This is a genomic window from Fibrobacter sp. UWB11, assembly GCF_900143015.1.
Classification (GTDB): domain Bacteria; phylum Fibrobacterota; class Fibrobacteria; order Fibrobacterales; family Fibrobacteraceae; genus Fibrobacter.
The window spans coordinates 1,910,698-1,931,176 of the sequence record NZ_FSRT01000001.1; the positions used below are offsets into that span (position 1 = coordinate 1,910,698).

21 protein-coding genes are annotated in these 20,479 nt (G+C 47.6%); 10 read left to right on the forward strand and 11 right to left on the reverse strand.

What is annotated here, in order from left to right:
• The first annotated feature begins 173 nt into the window (after positions 1 to 173).
• Positions 174 to 2,030 carry a dihydroxy-acid dehydratase gene (ilvD, locus tag BUQ91_RS07940; protein ID WP_074208791.1) on the forward strand — a complete coding sequence of 619 codons (1,857 nt, stop codon included), beginning with the start codon at positions 174 to 176 and terminating at the stop codon, positions 2,028 to 2,030.
• 145 nt (positions 2,031 to 2,175) lie between these two features.
• Here the strand turns inward: ilvD and BUQ91_RS07945 are convergent, their stop codons facing one another.
• Positions 2,176 to 2,472: an STAS domain-containing protein gene (locus BUQ91_RS07945; RefSeq protein ID WP_072826918.1), complete on the reverse strand. Its 297-nt coding sequence runs from the start codon at positions 2,470 to 2,472 to the stop codon at positions 2,176 to 2,178.
• Positions 2,473 to 2,498: 26 nt separating this feature from the next.
• Positions 2,499 to 2,912, reverse strand: a complete 414-nt coding sequence (locus tag BUQ91_RS07950) for an ATP-binding protein (RefSeq protein ID WP_072826917.1) — start codon at positions 2,910 to 2,912, stop codon at positions 2,499 to 2,501.
• Positions 2,913 to 3,037: 125 nt separating this feature from the next.
• On the opposite strand from BUQ91_RS07950, the gene BUQ91_RS07955 reads away from it, so the two are divergent.
• Positions 3,038 to 3,523 carry an NUDIX hydrolase gene (locus BUQ91_RS07955; RefSeq protein ID WP_074208792.1) on the forward strand — a complete coding sequence of 162 codons (486 nt, stop codon included), beginning with the start codon at positions 3,038 to 3,040 and terminating at the stop codon, positions 3,521 to 3,523.
• Between the two features lie 162 nt (positions 3,524 to 3,685).
• On the opposite strand, the gene BUQ91_RS07960 is transcribed toward BUQ91_RS07955, so the two are convergent.
• Positions 3,686 to 4,201 (reverse strand): LptE family protein, encoded by a 516-nt coding sequence (locus BUQ91_RS07960; RefSeq protein WP_074208960.1) that lies wholly within the window; start codon positions 4,199 to 4,201, stop codon positions 3,686 to 3,688.
• Between the two features lie 68 nt (positions 4,202 to 4,269).
• Positions 4,270 to 7,032 carry a fibro-slime domain-containing protein gene (locus BUQ91_RS07965; protein WP_083601179.1) on the reverse strand — a complete coding sequence of 921 codons (2,763 nt, stop codon included), beginning with the start codon at positions 7,030 to 7,032 and terminating at the stop codon, positions 4,270 to 4,272.
• A 204-nt stretch (positions 7,033 to 7,236) separates the two neighbouring features.
• Between BUQ91_RS07965 and BUQ91_RS07970 the strand changes: the two genes are divergently transcribed.
• On the forward strand, positions 7,237 to 7,854 hold the full coding sequence (locus tag BUQ91_RS07970; protein WP_074208794.1) for a hypothetical protein: 618 nt from the start codon (positions 7,237 to 7,239) through the stop codon (positions 7,852 to 7,854).
• A 51-nt stretch (positions 7,855 to 7,905) separates the two neighbouring features.
• Here the strand turns inward: BUQ91_RS07970 and BUQ91_RS07975 are convergent, their stop codons facing one another.
• Complete coding sequence (locus BUQ91_RS07975) at positions 7,906 to 8,253, reverse strand: hypothetical protein (RefSeq protein ID WP_074208795.1); 348 nt, start codon at positions 8,251 to 8,253, stop codon at positions 7,906 to 7,908.
• Positions 8,254 to 8,373: 120 nt separating this feature from the next.
• Here BUQ91_RS07975 and BUQ91_RS15695 point away from each other — a divergent pair, with 120 nt between their 5' ends.
• The gene (locus BUQ91_RS15695) at positions 8,374 to 8,538 is read left to right on the forward strand and encodes a hypothetical protein (RefSeq protein WP_175566617.1); all 165 of its coding nucleotides are present in this window, start codon (positions 8,374 to 8,376) and stop codon (positions 8,536 to 8,538) included.
• A 76-nt stretch (positions 8,539 to 8,614) separates the two neighbouring features.
• On the opposite strand, the gene pgk is transcribed toward BUQ91_RS15695, so the two are convergent.
• Complete coding sequence (gene pgk, locus BUQ91_RS07980) at positions 8,615 to 9,871, reverse strand: phosphoglycerate kinase (protein WP_072801299.1); 1,257 nt, start codon at positions 9,869 to 9,871, stop codon at positions 8,615 to 8,617.
• Between the two features lie 297 nt (positions 9,872 to 10,168).
• On the opposite strand from pgk, the gene BUQ91_RS07985 reads away from it, so the two are divergent.
• A complete protein-coding gene (locus tag BUQ91_RS07985) occupies positions 10,169 to 11,209 on the forward strand; it encodes a hypothetical protein (protein ID WP_072826911.1) in 1,041 nt (346 codons plus the stop codon).
• A complete protein-coding gene (gene folB, locus BUQ91_RS07990; protein WP_254842286.1) occupies positions 11,203 to 11,571 on the forward strand; it encodes a dihydroneopterin aldolase in 369 nt (122 codons plus the stop codon). Before BUQ91_RS07985 ends, folB begins: the two co-directional genes overlap by 7 nt.
• Positions 11,572 to 11,702: 131 nt before the next feature.
• Here the strand turns inward: folB and BUQ91_RS07995 are convergent, their stop codons facing one another.
• Together BUQ91_RS07995 and BUQ91_RS08000 are read right to left on the reverse strand one after the other, a co-directional pair.
• Positions 11,703 to 13,232, reverse strand: a complete 1,530-nt coding sequence (locus BUQ91_RS07995) for a YifB family Mg chelatase-like AAA ATPase (protein ID WP_074208796.1) — start codon at positions 13,230 to 13,232, stop codon at positions 11,703 to 11,705.
• A gap of 12 nt (positions 13,233 to 13,244) precedes the next feature.
• On the reverse strand, positions 13,245 to 13,577 hold the full coding sequence (locus tag BUQ91_RS08000; protein ID WP_139255847.1) for a SpoVG family protein: 333 nt from the start codon (positions 13,575 to 13,577) through the stop codon (positions 13,245 to 13,247).
• A 236-nt stretch (positions 13,578 to 13,813) separates the two neighbouring features.
• Between BUQ91_RS08000 and BUQ91_RS08005 the strand changes: the two genes are divergently transcribed.
• Positions 13,814 to 14,344: a carbohydrate-binding family 9-like protein gene (locus BUQ91_RS08005; RefSeq protein ID WP_254842287.1), complete on the forward strand. Its 531-nt coding sequence runs from the start codon at positions 13,814 to 13,816 to the stop codon at positions 14,342 to 14,344.
• Positions 14,345 to 14,383: 39 nt separating this feature from the next.
• Here BUQ91_RS08005 and BUQ91_RS08010 read toward each other — a convergent pair whose 3' ends face one another.
• Positions 14,384 to 15,139, reverse strand: coding sequence for an acyl-[acyl-carrier-protein] thioesterase (locus BUQ91_RS08010; protein WP_072827173.1), 756 nt, complete (start codon positions 15,137 to 15,139; stop codon positions 14,384 to 14,386).
• 34 nt (positions 15,140 to 15,173) lie between these two features.
• Between BUQ91_RS08010 and BUQ91_RS08015 the strand changes: the two genes are divergently transcribed.
• A complete protein-coding gene (locus BUQ91_RS08015; protein WP_072826908.1) occupies positions 15,174 to 15,725 on the forward strand; it encodes a pseudouridine synthase in 552 nt (183 codons plus the stop codon).
• On the opposite strand, the gene BUQ91_RS08020 is transcribed toward BUQ91_RS08015, so the two are convergent.
• Complete coding sequence (locus BUQ91_RS08020) at positions 15,718 to 16,917, reverse strand: hypothetical protein (RefSeq protein ID WP_074208798.1); 1,200 nt, start codon at positions 16,915 to 16,917, stop codon at positions 15,718 to 15,720. The two genes, BUQ91_RS08015 and BUQ91_RS08020, sit on opposite strands and share 8 nt — an antisense overlap.
• Positions 16,918 to 16,921: 4 nt before the next feature.
• The gene (locus BUQ91_RS08025) at positions 16,922 to 17,767 is read right to left on the reverse strand and encodes a DUF4423 domain-containing protein (RefSeq protein WP_074208799.1); all 846 of its coding nucleotides are present in this window, start codon (positions 17,765 to 17,767) and stop codon (positions 16,922 to 16,924) included.
• Positions 17,768 to 17,946: 179 nt separating this feature from the next.
• Between BUQ91_RS08025 and BUQ91_RS08030 the strand changes: the two genes are divergently transcribed.
• On the forward strand, positions 17,947 to 19,680 hold the full coding sequence (locus BUQ91_RS08030; protein ID WP_074208800.1) for an arabinofuranosidase catalytic domain-containing protein: 1,734 nt from the start codon (positions 17,947 to 17,949) through the stop codon (positions 19,678 to 19,680).
• A gap of 103 nt (positions 19,681 to 19,783) precedes the next feature.
• Positions 19,784 to 20,413: a hypothetical protein gene (locus tag BUQ91_RS08035; protein ID WP_072826904.1), complete on the forward strand. Its 630-nt coding sequence runs from the start codon at positions 19,784 to 19,786 to the stop codon at positions 20,411 to 20,413.
• The last annotated feature ends 66 nt before the right edge of the window (positions 20,414 to 20,479 follow it).

Below are 20,479 nucleotides of genomic sequence, written 5' to 3' on the forward strand. Positions count from 1 at the left end.
TCAAAATAAAATGTAATATTTTAATAACAATTTTTACATAAAATATATTACAAATCACAACAAAGCCTGTTTTTTGGTCCAAAAAACTTCATAATTGTGTGCAAATCCACTTTTTTTCTACATTTTGACCCAAAATTTGGCGCAGTAGCCGCCGCATTCATGAGGATTAAATTATGCCGAAACTTCGTTCGCTCAAGACTATGGAAGGCCGTGAAATGGCCGGTGCACGTGCCCTTTGGCACGCAACAGGAACCAAGGTTGAAGACTTTGGTAAGCCAGTGATTTGCGTCGTGAACAGCTACACTCAGTTTGTTCCGGGCCACGTACACCTCAAAGACTTGGGACAGGTTGTCGCCCGCGCTATCGAAGCCGCAGGCGGTGTCGCGAAGGAAATGAACACCATCGCTGTAGACGACGGTATCGCTATGGGCCACGACGGCATGCTCTACAGCTTGCCGAGCCGCGACCTCATTGCCGACTCCACCGAATACATGGCAAACGCTCACCGCGCAGACGCACTCGTTTGCATTTCTAACTGCGACAAGGTGACTCCGGGTATGCTCATGGCTGCCATGCGTCTTAACATTCCGGCAATCTTCGTTTCTGGCGGCCCGATGGAAGCTGGCCACGTCACGACGAAGGACGGCAAGGACCGCGCTCTCGACTTGATCGACGCCATGATTGATTCCGCCGACAACACAATCAGCGACGAAGAAGTGGCCGCCATCGAAGCAAACGCTTGCCCGACTTGCGGTTCCTGCTCCGGCATGTTCACCGCAAACTCCATGAATTCTCTTACCGAAGCTCTCGGCCTTAGCCTCCCGGGCAACGGCACCATCGTTGCAACGCACGCCGAACGTAAGAAGCTCTTCGAAGCTACCGGTAAGCGCATCGTGGAACTCTGCCACCAGTATTACGATTTGAACGACGAAAGCATCCTCCCGCGCAGCATCGCCACGAAGGACGCCTTCGAAAACGCCATGCGCCTCGACATCGCCATGGGCGGTTCTTCTAACACCGTTCTCCACTTGCTCGCCGTCGCTCAGGAAGCTGGCGTGGACTTCACCATGAAGGACATCGACCGTCTCTCCCGCAACACGCCGTGCATCTGCAAGGTCGCCCCGACCGTCCACAACATCCACGTTGAAAACGTGAACCGCGCTGGTGGCATCATGGGCATTCTCGGTGAACTCGACCGCATGGGCCTCATCCACAAGAATGCAAAGACTGTTCACGCCGCCACCATGGGCGAAGCTCTCGAAGTGAACGACCTCAAGCGTAACCCGAGCGCCGAAGCCAAGCAGCGCTATCTCGCAGGCCCCGGCCGCAAGTACAACATCGAAGCCTTCTCGCAGAACTTCATGTACCCCGACCACGACCTCGACCGCGCAAACGGCGCTATCCGCGATGGCGAACATGCCTACACCAAGGACGGCGGTCTCGCTGTTCTTTACGGTAACCTCGCTATTGATGGCAGCATCGTGAAGACCGCAGGCGTTGACGAATCCATCTGGAAGTTCACCGGTCCGGCAATCGTGTTCGAAAGCCAGGAAGAAGCCGTCGAAGGCATCCTCGGCAACAAGGTGAAGGCTGGCGACGTCGTCGTCATCCGCTACGAAGGCCCGAAGGGTGGCCCCGGCATGCAGGAAATGCTCTACCCGACCTCTTACCTCAAGAGCCGTCACCTCGGCAAGTCCTGCGCCCTCCTCACCGACGGTCGTTTCTCCGGCGGTACGAGTGGCCTCTCCATCGGCCACGCTTCTCCGGAAGCCGCCAACAAGGGTAACATCGGCCTCGTGCACACGGGCGACGTTATCGAAATCGATATTCCGAACCGCACCATCAACGTGGAACTCACCGATGAAGAACTTGCTGCACGCCGCAAGGAAATGGAATCTCGCGGCGCCAAGGCTTGGAAACCTGAAACCCGCAACCGCGTCGTGTCCAAGGCTCTGCAGGCATACGCTGCCATGGCCTCCTCCGCAGACAAGGGTGCTGTGCGCGACCTGAGCCTCATTGGTGTGAAGTAATTATAAAGATGATTCCCGGCACAAGGCCGGGATGACATACGGAATTGTCATGCCCGCGAAAGCGGGCATCTCCTTTTTATACAAAGAACGGCACCCCGCAGGTGCCGTTCTTTTTTAACATCCATACAAACTATGCATTCAGATTTTAGACAACCGTCAAAATATCTGAAAATCCCGTCACCTCAAAAATTTCTTTTATTTCATCACATACGTTCTTGATAACCATCGTGCCTTGCTTATTCATAACCTTCTGCGCAGCAAGCATAACACGCAAGCCTGCCGAAGATATATACGTCAGCTTAGCAAAATTAAATTCCAAGTCCGTAACACCATCCAACTTGCCTTGAATCTCAGATTCGAGCAAAGGCGCAGTCATAGTGTCCAAACGACCTTCTAGGGCAAATGACACCTTGGATGCATCCACATTTTTTTCGATTTTCATTCTAGCCTCGATTTTAGTTTAATAAATTAAGTCAGTTTTTTTACAACTGTTAAAACATTCTTTTGGCCATCGCGTTTGTATTCAACGCCGTCCATAATTTTCTTCACAAGAAAAATTCCAAGCCCACCAATTTCGCGATCTTCCGCCGAAAGTGTCACGTCCGGATCAGCCTTCGAAAGCGGATCATACGCTACACCTTCATCAATAAATGTCAACTTTGCGGTTAACACATCCTCGTTCACATGCAGGATGAGTTTCATATTTGCAGATCCCGAATAACGAACAACATTACTAAACAACTCATCAATGGCAACGCCAATTTGCGTAACAGCTTTCATTGACGGATGATAGGGTTCTAGAGAACTTTCAACAAACTCAGTAAGAGCCCTGACATTTTCGAACTTCGAATCAACTACAATTTCTTTAACGCAATTTTGCATAGTCCTAGTCGCATGTTTTGTAAAACATACAATAATTATACATTTATCTCGCAAGAAATGTCAATTTTTTTAGCAGGAACGCTCCCAAAAGCTTTATTTTACAAACAATTCTATATTTGAGCAGTATGATCAACACAACCCTCTGCTATATCGAACAAGACAACAAATACCTGTTGCTCCACCGAGTCAAGAAAAAAAACGACATCAACAAGGACAAGTGGATCGGCATCGGTGGCAAGTTCGAAGAATGGGAATCCCCCGAGGACTGCATCCACCGCGAGGCGCTCGAAGAAACCGGACTCTCATTGATACACCCCAAATACCGCGGCATTGTCACGTTCATCAGCGACGGCATGGACCAGACCGAATTCATGCATCTCTTTACGGCAACTGAATTTACGGGTTCGCTCAAGGACTGCGACGAGGGCGTACTGGAATGGGTGGACAAGCAAAAAGTGAAGGAACTCCCCCACTGGGACGGAGACTTGATATTCCTTGCGCTACTCGAACGAGGAGAGCCGTTCTTCTCACTAAAGCTGACTTATAAAGGGAGTACGCTCACGGAAGCTTTGCTCAACGAAAAAAAAGTCACACTCCAGGAATTTCTCTAGAGAAATACTTTTTACACTATTTTTCGGTATAATTTGATATTAGGGGCTTAACAAAACACATTAAAATAAGCATATTTGTAATACTCCAAACCAACCCCAGACTCGGCAAGATGCGCCTTCAAGCGATATTGCCGAGTCGCTTTTTTTTATTACCCTTTTCTATTACCACTTGGCAAGAGCGTTCGAGACAATCAGGTCTTGGAGTTTTTCAACGGCACGCGTCTGGCCATGGCGGTCTTCGGTCTCGTTAGCTTGGACGTCATAGACTCCATCAGCAGAAAGCGACTTGCTTTCATAGATGATTCTTTCTTTTACGTTATCGTAAAACTTTACTTCAACACGTATTGTAACACGATAAGTTTCCACATCGCTATTGCTATTATAGTTTTCAGGCTTGTTCGAATAGCTTAACAAAGTAATTTCAAAATCAGCATTGGCATCATTGTTCACCAAGCGCACACCGCCAGCATTGCGCTTGAACATATCGACAACAGCTGTATGGATGTTGTTCGCAAGTACCGGGTCAAGAGTCTTGTCATCGACCTCATGAATGTTGACGGTCTTGATATGGCTCGGAAGCGTACTTGCCGTAAAGCTATAGCAGCCCGAAAAAGCGCAAGCCAGCATAGCAAGCATCAAGGCAACAAACAGGCGAGAAATAAACTTACGATAAAACATAGTCACAATGTAGAAAAACACCCCGCGGCATAAACCACAGGGTGTTCAAAATTCTATAGAACTAAGCCTTATTTTTTCTGGGTTCTGCGGTAACCACGTCTAATCGTTTCGGTAGTACGCTGGAACGGCATGGTCATAGTCGTCGGGTTGTTACCATTACTTTCGTAGCAGTAAGTGTAAGCATCCTTCACAACCGTCATCTGGTACACATACGGACCCGTTGCAAGCAAGCGACCCTTATCCGTTACCGGATACATCTTGATTGTGGCAAGCATAGCACCCGTTGCACCATACATCGGCGTATCACCGCAGCCTGGCATCTTAAGACCAGCCGACTGAGTAGAAGAACGCAGACCATTCAAAGCATTTTCGAATTCTTCCTTAGTCACGCGCTTATTGTACTGGTTCACAAAGTGACCCAAGTGGTCAAACACGCGAATGTTCACATGGAACGGCTGAGTCGTCGGGAAAGACCAACTTGTGCAAGTTTCATTACTCTTTTTGCCCGGGACATTTGCAGAACCATCGTTATAGCAGAGAGTCTTGTTTTCATTCTGGCCTGCACCATACACAACAGAGGAGCCCACCGGCAAAGCAGTTGCACCCTGCGGACCAGATATCATAAGCGTTTCAGCATTGTCCTTAGCCCACTTGAGCGGGTCAGAATTGCTTACAGCCGGAATCGGAGTCAAAACAAGGTCAGCAGTCATGTCCGTCGGGAGCGTGCCGCTACCAGCAATGTCTGTAAGCGTTTGAGCTTCAGCGGTAAAGTCCGGACGGTCAAATGCCGGATCATCAGGAATAACAGGAGTCTGAGCGACAGCGGTATAAGAAATCTTACCCCACTTTTCGCGTTCATCGAAACCTTCCACATGCTTACCAGAAGAAGCAGCCACATAGAAGTTCACCTTCTGGGACCAAGCCATCAACTGAGTCCATTCCATAGCGGTATAGTTACCGCCATTGCCGTCGTCATTAAGACCCTGGCTGTACGGAACGTTGAATGCAAGACGGTCATCGCCCAAAAGGCCACCATCGATAACATTGCCATTCAAATCCTTCACGACACCTTCGAACTGGTACATCAAACCAGCAGCACCTTTGTCAATCGGGCCTGTCATCGTAGTTACATAGAAGCCATAGACCATCGTCACAACAGAATCCTGCCCCGTAATGGTCTTAAGCGGTGTACCATCAGGACCAAGCACAGTTATGTTGCGCAAAACAACCATAGACGGAACATTCGGATTGTTGATAGCAACAAGGCTAGAGTCAGCAAGCGGAACGTTCATGTACATGCTGTTATGAGAAATACCGTTTTCGTCAACCTTCACAACGACATCGTTCACCGTGGGCTGGCCATAGCGAGACGGAGCGAGTTCGGCAAGAGACGTGCGGATGTAAATGTTGGAACCATCGGATTGACGGTCAGCATAGAAGAAGTGCAAATGATGCCAAGTATCATCAGCCCAACCTGTTGCATCAGAAGCACCCAAGCAGTTTGTATAAGTAGCGAGAGGTTCACCTGCATGGCAACCATGGTTGTTCACAGCCAAAGTCTGGATATTGACCTTACCCGGAGCAGACAAGTGCGTACCGCCCAAGTCCACAACGAGCACACCATCCACGAAAATCCACATGTCATCGTCACCAGCGAATTCGAACACTTCCGGTGTCGGAATCTGGTTGGACTGCTTGTACTTAAAGCTAGCATAACCCATCATAGTAAAGGCGTAGTTACGGAGATGCTTCATGCCCAGTTTACCAGGGTGAGTGGCATCGTACATCACAGCAGCCTGCCAAGCAGCACTATGGCCAGAACCAGCCGAATTCGTGGCACGCGGACCACCCTGATTCAGCCATTCCTTGCAAAGTTCAAAGGTATTATTGCCCAAGAAGTCTGCCTGGTTATTCGCATACTGATAGTTATAAGGCGGGCAGAAAATGGAAAGCGTCTGCGGTTCAAACTGGTCACAAACACCGTTCGGCTGAATCGAAGCGTTACAGGGCTTGTTCATCACCCATTCTCTTGTAGTCGGGTTGATGCTATCCAGCGGAGAGTAACCACCATTATTATAGTTATAGTCGTAGACGTAGTATTTGGAATTCGGGTCTTTCGGAATATCCATCGTCGTATTCACGCGCTTGTTTTGACCCGGCACATCAACATACCACTGTTCAAAGAACTGGTTATCACAATACAAATTCGCTCTTTGAATGATAACGCCGTCATACATATCCAGTTTTTCACCATCCATCTTGGTGAAAAGCAAATAAGGCATCACCATTCCAGGAGTGTAAATAACCGGGTTAGACCAGTTCGTATTTCCAGCAGGGCACTTGTAGCCACTCACGTCATCTTTTGCGTTTTCGTAACCACGCAAAGTCACATCTGCACCGGTAACAGCATCTTTAGTCTTCTGGTTACATTCACCATATTTCAAGACCGGACCAAGAGATGTGTTCTGCAAATATCCTGGCAAAGAAAGATTAGCCTTCATCGGAAGACCATCAACGCCAATTTGGGTACCGAAACCATACTTTTCAAATGCATTCATGTTTCCACAGGTATTGTGGAGAGATGAGTTTCCATACCACACAGCATCGTAACCGAAGGCGTTCATTGCAGCGCCAGTAGCTGTTCTGTAGTTATAAATTTCGTTGATATGATTGACAGATTCTTCGGAGAAGTTTTCAAAGTCAGGGTGATTCGGTTGGAAATCGCGAATAACAATATCCAACGTACGGACATCCTGGGCAGCCGTTTGTGCAAAACCAACTACGGAGCAACCAAACAGAGCACCGAGAGTAATCCATCTATAAAATTTCATAATAGTCCAATCTCCACCTAATAATAGGTTACAACAATTCCACCTAAATATAAACCAATTAAAGTCAAATGAGGTTCGATGATAATGCAAAATATATGTAAAAACGTAATATATTTTACTTATCCTGAAAACACACGTATAATATGTGCAAAAACACCTAAAGGGCCACCCCTTTTTTAGACGGATTAGCTATTTTTCCAGCCCATGAATTGGTCCATTGTATTTTTCGTTGTCATGATGCTTTTGCTCTTGCGCATTTTGCGCCTGAGAATCCGCGCCAACAGCACCCGTTCGGAATCATTCAAGAGGCTTCCGCCCAAAGACCAGCTTGCCGTGCTCAAGGAATGCCTCCTGAACAACCCTTCCGAGGCAAATTTAAGGAATCTTGCCGATTTTTCAAAGCGCACATCGCTTGAAATCGACGTTGAAAGCTACCGTCCGTTCCTCAAGTCGCAGTTGGAAATTTTCGGCCGCAAGGACGCCATTGCCGACGACAACGAGCTTTACGCCAAAGAATGTGAGTGGATGGATGCGATTACGCCTTTAGAATTCGAGGAAGCCAAAGCGTTCAAGCAAGAAAACGAGACACAGAAATTTATCGAGCGCACTCTCGAAGGAATCGCCCGCCTGTACTCCGACGACGCCATTTTGAACGCACTGTCGGAACTTGCACCGGACTATCCGCACGCAAACGAGCTCGCCGAAAGCTACCGCGCACTCATGCAAGCCCGCGACGAAAGCCTTGCCGATGACAAGTCCCTCGAAAAGCTCCGCAAACAAAAAGAAGCCTGGGAAGAAGACCTGCTGAACGTGAGAATATAGACTAGGCTTTCAATTTCGTCATGCTGAGGGCAAAAAGCCCGAAGCATCCAGTTATTTTTCCAAAAAATCCAGCGCTTCGCCCGCCAGTTCCACGCAACGGTTGCACGGAATAATCTTGTTCGGGCGAATTTCCTGACATTTGGTGCATCCCTGCGCCCCACGCTTAAAGACTTCTTCAATCGCTTCGGCATGGTCCGGCTGCATCATCTTCGCTGCATAAAGCGCACCACACAAGCCATCAGGAGCCTTGCCACCGCCAAAAGCACGGAACATTTCGGCAGCCTTCACAGCCTCTTCTTCGGATTTGCCCGTTGCACGAGCGTAACCATAAGCTACAGCCATAGCACAATTACCACGCTTATCTGCATGAAATTTCTTCGAAAATTCGGCAATCGACATAAATGCTCCTTTGCTAAAGACACTGTAAATCTACAAAAATCATGTAAAAACGGTCTCTTTAAATGTCATTCCCACCCCCGAGCGGGAACCTCCTTTTCAAATGATTTTTATATTCATTACATGCCTAACGAAAACAACGACATCAAGAATCTCGACCTCGACCAACTCATCGGCAACATGAGTTCCATCAACAGCGAAGACTACTGGTTTACCAAGGTCTCAAAAATCGAAGAACACGACGAAACCGCCGAGCCAAAGCCGGATTCACAACAAAATCAGCAATAAAAAAGAAACCCTCGCGCAAACGAGAGTCTCTTCAAGATGGCGATCCCGGCTCAATGGCCGGGATGACTTTTAATGATTACTTATCAGTAAGCACTGCTACACCGGGGAGGACTTTTCCTTCGAGGAGTTCGAGGGAAGCGCCACCACCCGTAGAGGTGTGGGTCACCTTCTTGTCTGCGCCGTACTTCTTGGCAGCCGTAGCGGTATCGCCACCACCGATCACGGTGATTGCGCCAGCAGCGGTAGCTTCGACGATAGCGTCAGCCATAGCCTTGGTAGCCTTTTCAAAAGCTTCGAATTCGAACACGCCTGCAGGACCGTTCCAAACGATGGTCTTTGCGGACTTGATAGCGTTCACGAAGAGCTTGGTGGATTCAGCGCCCACATCGAGGCCCATCCAGCCAGCCGGAATGCCTTCAGCGTCAGAGACAGCCTTGGTAGCAGCGTCGGCAGCGAACTTGTCAGCAGCGATGTAGTCGACCGGGAGGATGATTTCCTTGCCAGCAGCCTTAGCCTTAGCCATGAGATCCGGAACGAGCTTGGCACCTTCTTCGTCAAACAAAGAAGAACCAATTTCGATGTTGTTGAGGACCTTCTTGAAGGTGAAAGCCATGCCACCGCCGATGATGATCTTGTCGGCCTTGTCGAGGAGGTTGTTGATGAGCTGGATCTTGTCAGCGACCTTTGCACCGCCGAGGATGGCGAGGAACGGACGCGGAGGATTGTTGAGGACCTGGTCGAATGCCTTGAGTTCCTTGTTCATGAGGAAGCCAGCGGCACGCTGCGGGAGTTCAACACCAGTCATGGAAGAGTGATCGCGGTGAGCGGTACCAAAAGCGTCGTTCACATAAACGTCAGCGAGCTTGGTGAGGCTTGCGCGGAATGCCTTGACGGCTTCCTTGTCGGCCTTTTCCTTAGTTTCAGTGCCATCAGCGTTCTTGATCTTGCGCTTGCCTTCTTCTTCGATGTGGAAGCGGAGGTTTTCGAGGAGGATGATTTCACCCGGCTTGATAGCAGCGCAGGCAGCTTCAACTTCCGGACCAACGCAGTCCGGGAGGAACTTCACCGGCTTCTTGATGAGTTCTTCGAGCTTCTTAGCAACCGGAGCGAGCGTGTACTTCATGTTCTTTTCGCCATTCGGACGGCCAAGGTGGGAAGCGAGCACGACGGCTGCACCCTTGTCGAGAGCGTACTGGATGGTCGGGAGAGCGGCTTCGATACGCTTGGTGTTGGTGATTTCGCCAGTCACCTTGTCCTGCGGAACGTTGAAGTCAACACGGATGAACACGCGCTTGCCGGCGAGTTCGAGATCTTCGATAGAAAGCTTTGCCATTATAGCACCTTCTTTTTAGGGTTAAAAATTACGGAAACAAATATAGCAATAAGAATAGCAATAAGAACTTAGTTGGTAGAACTTAGAGCTTATAAATAGTAAACAACAGCGCGCATCTTGTAAACGGATGTTTACAAACAAAACATAAAAGAGTAAAATTAACTCACATTTTTATCACACCAACAATTTATTAGCCCCAAAGTTGGTTCTTATCGAGAAAAAAAATTATATAATTTACTATTGGTGTTTTTTTTATATATTTTTCCAAAAAAAATTGGAATACTCGGAGTAGAAACGATGAAGCGTTCTTTTTTATTGGCCCTTTGCCTTTCCGCAGCTGCAGCATTCGCTGGAGTTTATGATATCGCTGATTTTACGGCTAAAGATGCCGTTATGTCTGACAATCAGGTTTTTGCCGCCAACGGTGGTCAGCCGTTGAGCACTGCAAGTGTCGAAGAAGCATCGGCCGTTCCGGCCGGCAATATCGTCTTGCGCCAGAAATTCGCTCAAGAATCCGGTCTTAACGCTTACCAGCTTTACATCGGCAGCGTTGGTGATGTTTCTTCCATGACCGCCTTGAGCGTTCCTACAGGAACCTCCTACAGCGACGTTGTTAAGGCTAAGCTTTATGCACGCCGCGGTATGAAGCCGGGTGACGATGCCGAAAAGGTCTATTTCGATGGTAAGTTTGTTTACCTCCCTGGTGCAACATCTGCAGTCGCATTCGTTAACGGTGTTCAAATCGATCTTAAGAATGAAGCTCCGGCAACCCAAAGCGCAGCAGCTCCGCAACAGGAATGTGATGAATTCGATGTTTCTTGCGATGAAGACATCATTGCAATGAAGAAGAACAAGAACGTCGATGTTTCGGGCGACTTGAACCAGTCTAATTCTTATGCCGACTCTCGCGATTACTCCGCATCCGCAGCAGCACAAGACGTTAAGGACCGTTTCGGTATTGCTGACGAAGTTCGCTTCTGGAGCGCAGTCGCTCTCTCGGCAGTAGCAGCAGGTAGTGCAGTTGTTGGCGTGCTCCAGCACATGAAGTCCAGCGAAGCAAACAAAGCCTATAAGGATCTTGAAAAGGTAGCCAACACCGTTGAAGGCAAGATCAAGGAAGCTTGCGGTACAGTCAACAATCCTGACAAGTGCGTGGCATTCTTCAAGACTACCACAGCAGACAAAGCCTTCATGTTTGACAACTGGAATTACGTAAACATTCAACAGAGAATGAAAGTCAACAAGGACACCAAGGATTCTTACGCAATGGGCCGCAATATCTGGTTCGGCGTAACAGCACTTTCCTTGACAACAGCTATCGTATTGTTTGCATGGTAATAGAACAAGGGCGAATCCGACTCAAAGATCTTCAATTTGATTGTATTGTAGGCATACTCCCCTACGAACGCGAACATGAGCAACCAATCATATTGAACCTAACCCTTTGGTTGGACTTTGCCAAAGCTGCACAAACAGAAGATTTAAACGAATCTATCGATTATGCAAAGTTGGCGGAAGAACTAAAAGGGTTCATCCGCCTTTCTTCTTTTAAGCTCGTCGAAACTCTTGTGGTAAAGACTGCTGAATACGTTCTAGAACATTATCCTAAAGCTAACGCAGTCGAAGTATCCGTCGCAAAGCCACAAGCTGTTCCCGGTTGCTTAGGAGCAGAAGCAAGCATTAAGATTAGTAGGCAGTAGGAAACAAAAGTAACTAGTTTCGAGTTACTAGTTACTAGAGAATTTTAAATCAACATCTTCTTTTGACCAATAACTAATGACCAAAGACTATTAACTAGTAACTAAGTTCTAGTAACTGCGGCAAAGCCGCTCTAGCCTTTAAATGCACGGTAGCGCAAGGCTTCGGACAAGTCCATGACGTCTACGGCAGATGCGCCACGCAGATCAGCAATCGTGCGCGCGACTTTTAACAACCTAAAATATCCGCGCGCACTCAATTCCATTTTGGCAGCAGCTGACACAGCAAATCGTTCCACATCCGGATTCATCGCTGCAAATTTTCGAGCATATTCCGAAGACATTTCTGCATTGGATTTAAAAGGCAAATTGCGGAAACGTTCACGCTGGACAGCTCGTGCTGCACACACGCGTCTGCGAATATCTGCAGACGACTCCCCTCGCCCTTTTACCGCAAACATTGCGGCATCTACAGGCGGCACGCTCACCTGAATATCAATACGGTCTAACAGCGGGCCCGAGATTTTTTCACGATAACGTTTACGAGCCTCAGGCAAGCAAGTACATTCGCGTTTCGGATCCATCGAATAACCGCAAGGACACGGATTCATTGCAGCCCCCATCATAAAACGCGCAGGCCAAACCACCGTTCCACTTGCACGACTTACCGATATTTCACCTTCTTCCATCGGCTCGCGTAACGCTTCCAACACGCTCCGGTTAAATTCCGGCAACTCATCTAGGAACAACACGCCGTTATGGGCTAAACTCGCCTCCCCCGGCAAAAGCCGCGTACCACCGCCTACTAGCGAAACCATCGAAGCCGAATGATGTGGAGAACGGAACGGCCTTGCCATCACCGGTTTAAAATCATCCGAATCACCAGCTCGCCTCGCACAAGAATGAATACGTGTCGTTTCTAGAATTTCCTGTTCAGTCATCTCGGGCAAAATTCCAGGCAAGCATTTTGCACAAAGCGTTTTGCCTGCACCCGGTGAACCGACTAGCAAAAAATTATGAGCGCCAGCAGCAGCAACTTCAAGAGCTCGCTTTACCGCATCCATTCCGACAACATTTTTAAAGTCAGGAACTTTATCGTCAACATCCACGCGGTACGAAGCAATTCCCTTTGCATCTTTCACATCTTGATTTGAATTGCGCTCCAAGATTTCAACACATTCACCGAGAGAATTAGCACAAACAAAATGAAGACCTTCCACCAGCGAGGCTTCTTGCATATTTCCTCGCGGAATGACAAGAACACAATCACGCTCTGCGACCAAATTCATTGCGATGGATAACACTCCACGGACAGGCTTCAACAAACCATCCAATGAAAGTTCACCCACAAAGACGTAACGATCTAATTGAGGGACCTCAATTTCACCCGTCGAGACAAGCATGCCAATCGCTAGCGGAAGGTCTAAAGCACTCCCCTCCTTTCGCAGATCCGCTGGAGACAAATTAACCGTTGTACGGAAACCTGTTACCACTTTTCCGATGGAGCGTATCGCCGAAACGACACGTTCTCGAGATTCCCTTACCGCATTGTCTGGCAGCCCAACAAGCGTAAAACCAGGTAAACCCTGAGCTGCATCAACTTCGACACTAACAGGAACAGCCTTTATTCCAAACAAGCAATAAGAACGGATTCTGCGAAACAATTTTCACCTACCTTATGCTACTGCGGCCTGGTATTTTTCGAGCACACAATTTTCGATATGTTCACGAAGTTGACGCGTAATCGGCAAGCATACGGTACGATAGTCTTCGCCCTTGTAGAACGTATCGATCGGATAACCGACAAACATTCCATTTTCACCGTCCATCACGCGAAGCCCACGAATCTGAATTTGGTCATTCAGCACAATCGTCGCAAGGCCTTTCATATGCCCGAGATTTGCGCCCTCCTTAAATGGGAACACTTGAACGTTCGTCACGGCAAGGCAATCAAAAGCCGGAGACATGGTGGGGATAGTCGATGTTTTCTTTTCTGTTTTTTCAGCCATTTTGGCCTCCTATTTTTTGAAGATTAGCCGCAGTCGAATACACTCGCATTCATGCGGAATCGCCACACATAATGCAAAACGCGTGCCAATCACAAAATTGGCGATTTTGAGCAAATTTCGCCATTTCTTTTCTAGAAAAAAAGTGATTAATCGATTTAATCACTGATTAATCACTTTTTTAGTTTATACAAAACAGTAACTTTTTCTAATTTCTATTCATGCTTTTAAAACCGAATATGAAATGGACGGCCAACCAGGGAATTATCCACCCGATGGTCACAGCCGAGTTTTCGCAAACCCCAAACAGCGCTATCGTCAAATTCACAATTGAAGAACCCGTAGATTGCTACCGCGCAGCCGTTCAAGAAGATAACGGACGAAGCTGGGAAGATTCCTGTGTGGAAATCTTTTTGCAGAACCCCGCCAATCCGGCTGAGTATTTCAACTTCGAAACGACAAGCCGAGGCTTTGTACTTGCCGCCCGCGGAACCGGTCGCGAAAACAGACAAACGCTCCCATTCGAAGCTATCGCAAAGATTAAACGCTCAGGCACAGCGCCAAGCATCCAAGACGATTCCGTTTATTGGACAATGACTGTTGAAATTCCTGCCGAGATTTTTGGAATTAAAGCGTTTGAGGCGCCCCTCCACGGAAACCTCTATAAGTGCGCCGATAAAGCAAATACGCCCCACTACTTGAGCGCATTCCGCATAGAAACAGAAAAGCCGGATTTTCACCGGCCAGAATTCTTTGATGTTTTAGGATAAAAGGCGATTCCGGCTCGGGGGCCGGAATGACAGACTCAGCTACATCATTCTGAGTTTCATCTCGAAGACGGCGCGGTCCGTTTCATCGAGAATGCGCATGTAAGTAGCACCATTGTGGTCTGCGCGGAAAATTCTCATCGTCTGCCCTTCCTCGGACTCGCCCAAGTAATGAACTTCGAGTTCTGACGGAATGCAGAGTTCCAAATCCGAAGCGCTAAACACGTTCAATGCAAGCTTCACATACTCGATGTTGTTCATGTGGTGCGACATATCGATATGCTGCGGCAACACTTTTTGCTGATAAACTTCTTCGTATTCTTCGGGTTTAACATTAAAGCGATCAAAATCATCCGTCATAAACGCTTCAGGGAAACCTTCTGTTGGGAAGTCCACCGAAGAAAGCCGCATCGGGCGATGGCGATCGAGACTCAAGCAGCACATTTCTTGTTTTGCAAAAATAATCGGTTCGCCTTCAATCGTCGTAATCGCAGTATTTTCATTCAAACGAATCAGTTGATTATCCGCCGGGAAAGACGTCGTCACAACCTTGTCGCGCCAGTACGGGCGTTTGAGGAACTTGAACTTAGCCTTGTAAACAACCCAAAAGCCGCCCTTTTCCTTCACCACAAAATTGTCCATTTTCATGGCGCCAAAATTCTCGGTAATATTATCCTGGATCATGAGCACCGTTTGAGCAAGTCCCATTTTACCAGACACATCAATATAAGCCGAAGTAATCGTTCTCGGCTTCTGAAACACTAGCGGATTTTTCGACAATGCGTAAATATCAATCATGGTTTTAATATAAATTTTTTTATCATTTGCGCAAATGTCGACCGTTATTATTTTCAACAAGCCATTCGGCGTTTTAAGCCAGTTTACTCCAGAATCGGGCCACCCCGCTCTGGATACTTTTGGATTTCCGCCGGGAGTGTATGCAGCAGGCCGTCTCGACCACGACAGCGAGGGGGCTTTACTCCTGACCGATAACGGCAAGCTCATCAAAAAACTTCTGGACCCCAAATACGAGCATCCGCGCACGTACTTGGCACAGGTCGACGGTCAGATTACCGAAGAAGCTGTTCGCAAACTTTCCAAAGGCGTCGACATCAAAGGTTACCACACCAAACCCTGCAAGGCAGAAATCGTCGAAGCCCCGGACTGGATTTGGAACCGCAACCCGCCGGTACGCTTCCGCGCAAACATTCCCACCAGTTGGGTAAAACTTACACTTATCGAAGGCAAGAACCGACAAGTGCGCCATATGACCGCAGCCGTGGGCTTCCCTACACTGCGTCTAGTCCGCGTGCAAATCGGGAACATTCCGCTTGGAAACTTAAAGCCCGGTGAATGGCGTATAGTTACAGATAAAGTTATTTAGTGATAAAATCACTCGGTTTGACACCATATAGTGTAACATCATCAAACCAGAATTCAGTATCGTCGTAGGCGGCTATCGAAATTGTTGTCACCGCCTTGCTGATAACCTCCCAGCCAAGGTTACCATAAAGGTCGTCGCGCGGTTTGAAGTCTGAAGGCTTTATACTGTAACGTTTCCACTCATCACTCGTCTTGAGCGTATCGTAAGCCAAAGTTTTTCCTTCTGTATTTGACGAGCCAAGCGTCTCGAGCGTAATCGAGATGACACCGTTTCCGCGAGCATAGTAGACAATGGAATCAATAGCAGACAAGTCACACGGAGAGTCTTCCTTGCAAATCCAAATTCCATAGAACGACCAATTTCCAAGCCTTGCCGAAGACTCCCAGTGAATAGCGTTCCCTTCGCGACCCGCTCCGGCCTCCACGATAAATTCCTCAATATCTTTGCGAGTTTCAGGCACCGTCGCCACATTCGGAGTAACCTTCACGCTCGTATCCGTAGCGGACATGTAACCCGCCTCGCGGATTCCGAGTTCCCTGATAATAAACTGCGCATCCGCAGATTCAAAATCCAGCACCTTGAAAGAATCCGGTTCAAACGCGTAAACATTCGAGCGCGTATCCTCGCCAGCACCAACCAACGCCGATTGTTCGACAACGCTATCACCCACAATGACGCGCAAGTCGTATTCATACGGCGGGAGCGAATCCATTTCGTAGAATCCCTCGCCATCGGTCTTTACCAGACGATCGGAGCCATACACCTGAACCCAAGCGTAGTCAACGCCTGCCGGCAGATAAACCCTTCCTTGCACGCTTCCCATCTTTTCGAGAACGAATCGCACAGAATCACCTTCGCGTACATCATCAGCAAGGATTTTCCTAAAAACACCTTCACCTTCATTGAGAATTTCAATCGTCACCGAATCGACATCAAGACCGTTCAAACGAATATATCCCAATGAATCAGCAACGTATTCTGCAAGGAATTCTTCTACAGAATCAGACTCAACGTTGCGAATAAAATCCACAGCACGAACGCGGGCCACCACATTTGATGCCGGTAGCGAGTCACTGCGAACAACCTGAATCAAAAAAGCATTTTGCGTTTCAACAGAACTAATGCCCGATACATCTCTATCGGAGCAGGCGCAAAGCGCAATCAACACGAGAAGTAAAAGCAACTTTTTCATCGTTTTACACCTCCTTTTTGGCGCTATCACCACCGGAAATGTCTGCTACCGGGTATAGTGCAAATACGAACTGCATGGCGCGATTCACATTTTTCACCTCTGCAGTCCTTTTTTGAACTTGCCGTCTAAATTCAAGAGCCATTTCATTCAAATCGTCAAAGCACTCATCGTCTACACCCACCAAGAGTGATGATATATTACGCTTGGCAGGTTCCACCGCAACAAGGGCATTCTGCGCCAAAGCCAAAAGTTGGTTTTGATAACTGCGAATGGCGGCAGTCTTTACAGCCGAACCCTCTGAAGTAAAATTAGCAACAGTCGTTGCATAACGTTCCGACGCAAGCGGTGTTATCAGTTTTAAATCCTTGAGAACCTTTATAGCTTCGCGCACTTGGTCCTCGGAAACTGTCGGTGAAATCTGTTTTACTAACCGTGAGACTTCGGCATGGCCACCATTCATTTCGATAAGAGCCCGCACTACAGGAATCCACCACTTGCTCAAGAAAAGATATTCGCTAGCACTGAACTTGCGCAAATCAACATCCTGGAGCGAAAGCGCCATCTTATAAAGCTTGTCTTTTTTTGCAGGAGATTTCGTCTTGGAGGCAGCCACTAAAATCTCGAAAATTTCACCATTGCGGCCTTTCAAATCCAGCAAGTTTTTTGCCAAGGGAATACTGCGACTTGGCAAATGGAGATCCTTATTCAACACGCGGAACATTTGACTCGTTTCGAGCCCAAGCTTTTGCCCCATCATTTTATAGGAATACAGCGGCATATCCAACTTGCGCTGGGTATAATAATTCTTGAGCAAATCCCTGTAATCACTGATTTCGTTAATGTTCAGCATAGGCAAATTCTCGAAAAATACAATTGTCCAATCAATAAAATAATCTATTACTTGCCCAAAAGCTCTTAAAGAATATATCGCCTTTGATAAATTTTCAATGAAATCTTATAAAGCACCCGTTCATTTTTGCTTTTTCTAGAAATATTTTTCTGGTAGAATACAACCAAGGGGATATTTGGATGATTAACAACACACTTACGTCTGTTGCAGCTTTTGTTGTGGCTGCAGCAGTTTCTCAGGCAATCGCGGAAGGCCCATGCGACATTTACGCAAAGGCAAAAACACCATGCGTTGCTGCCCACAGCTTGACACGCGCGCTCTACTCCAGCTACAGCGGGAACCTCTACCAAGTCCGCAGAGCCGATGGACAAACCAAGGACATTCCAGTCGAAGAAGCGGGAGGCTTTGTCAAATCCTCCGTACAAGACGACTTTTGTGCAGGCTCCAAATGCACAATTTCAATCATTTACGATCAGAGCAGCTACAAGAACGATTTGAAGAAATCGCCGCCAGTCTATTGGCTAAAAGAAGGCGCCAAGGAAGCGGACGCCAACAGAGCCCCGATTTACATCAGCGGGCGCAAGGCTTACGGATTCTATCGCGACGCCTGGTCCGCTACCGGTTACCGCAATAACAACACCAAAGGTGTAGCCACCGGCGATGAAGAAGAATCCATGTACATGGTGGTTGATGGCAAGCATTACAACGACTTGTGCTGTTTCAACTACGGAAACGCAGAAACGACCGGCAACGACGACGGCCCGGGAACTATGGAATGCATCTACTTCGGAAGCGACAAGGACTGGGGCGGCCCAGGACAGGGCAATGGCCCGTGGGTAGCCGCCGACTTGGAAGATGGTGTATTCAAGGGAAACGATGCTGGTTGGCAATGGGGCAAAACCCATACGACACCGTGGCCAAACGCACTTTCTATTGAAGCAGACTATGTAACCGCCATGCTGAAAGGCCCGAACGACGGAACGTTCAAACTCAAAGGCGGCAGCGCCCAAAAAGGAAAACTCAACACCATGTGGGATGGCCCACGCAAAAGAGGCTACAGCCCACGCAAGCTGCAAGGCGCCATCGTGCTCGGCAATGGCGGTGACGGCAGCGACGGCGGTGCAGGAACGTTCTTCGAAGGTGTGATGACAATCGGAAACCCGCCAGATTCCGTAGACGATTTGGTACAAGCAAACATTGTCGCCGCCGGTTACGGAAGCAAAATTGAGCTCAAGAAGCCTGATCCGATTGAACCGTTTAAGGATACGCTTACCATCCCGGGAAAAATCGAAGCAGAAAACTACGACAAGGGCGGCAACGGTCAGGGATTCTTGGACACCGACATTGAAAACGAGAATTCCCTCTACCGCGATGACAACGCAGGCCTCGACAGCGCAGAAGGCGCCATCATTTACGGCTGGGGTTATGCCGATGACTGGTTACGTTACACGGTAAAAGCGTCCAAGAACGACTCGCTCACGCTCACGACGCGCGTCGCCTCCCCAAGCGATAGCACATTCTTCTCCGTACTCGTTGACGAAAAGAACGTCGCCACCGTGATGGTCCCGAACACCGGTGACTGGAAGAAATTCGAAACGGTTACAGTCTCCGTGCCTGCAATTGCGGAAGGGGCACATGTGCTAAAAATAAAGATTGACAAGCCCTACTTCAATCTTGACTGGATTGAATTTGCAGTCGCCACATCCCAAACAGAATCCATCAAGTTTACAAGGCAAGCCGCAGCATCGCAAGTCTACACAGTTTACGATGTCCTTGGAAACCGTGTTACCTCATTCCAAGCAAACGAAAACGCTATACGTAACATTTGGGACAAAGTCCGCATAAATATGCCAGGCGGCATTTACGTCATCAAGACGATGAACAAAACCATTCGAATTTCAAATATAAAATAATACACCTCAAACCAAACTCACTTAAGTAGGTTTCGCAAGAAGCCTACTTTTCAATTATATAAAATTTTACTATTATTTTAATACAACCTAAAAAGGAGATTCTATGAAAAAAGTTTTATCGATTTCACTTGTTTTAGCAGCATTTGTACTTTCTAGCTGCGCTGTTCTGATGGGTACAAGGATGCAACCCATCGTTCTTGGAGATATGCTCATCTACGTCCGCGTATCAACAGCAAAAGCATTCATTGCAACAGGAATGCCCGAGAAACTCGAAATTGACACCCCATTCGACGCCAATGGCAGGTTCTATTACAAAAATGCCGTTCACGACACCACTAAAGGTATCGCCTCAGTTACATTAAATGATGAAGAATTAGAAATGAGCATGATACTCGCATCATACAGTAAAGCAGCACAAAACAATCCTGAAGTTTTCCAGAACGATATAAGCGATTCTTTAAAGACAACCAGAATTTTTTCTGCTTACGATGCTCTTTTCAAAGATTGTACAAATGAAAACCTAGTCGATGCCGACTATAATTCCGAAAAGAAGTATACTTACAGATGCTACAAAATAACACATGATGACGGAACGCCAGAGGACATGTGTCTCGCATCAAGATTAACAAAACAGGGAAACATTCTCCTTGTCATCATGCGAAGCTTCGCTTTCGGCACAAGTGTTAGAAACGAGCTTTTGGATGCCATTGAAAGCGTAGAATTCAAGGAATAATTTTTCAAAATAACGAATAAAAAATATCCCGCCGGTTTTACCGACGGGATATTTTGCATTCATCTA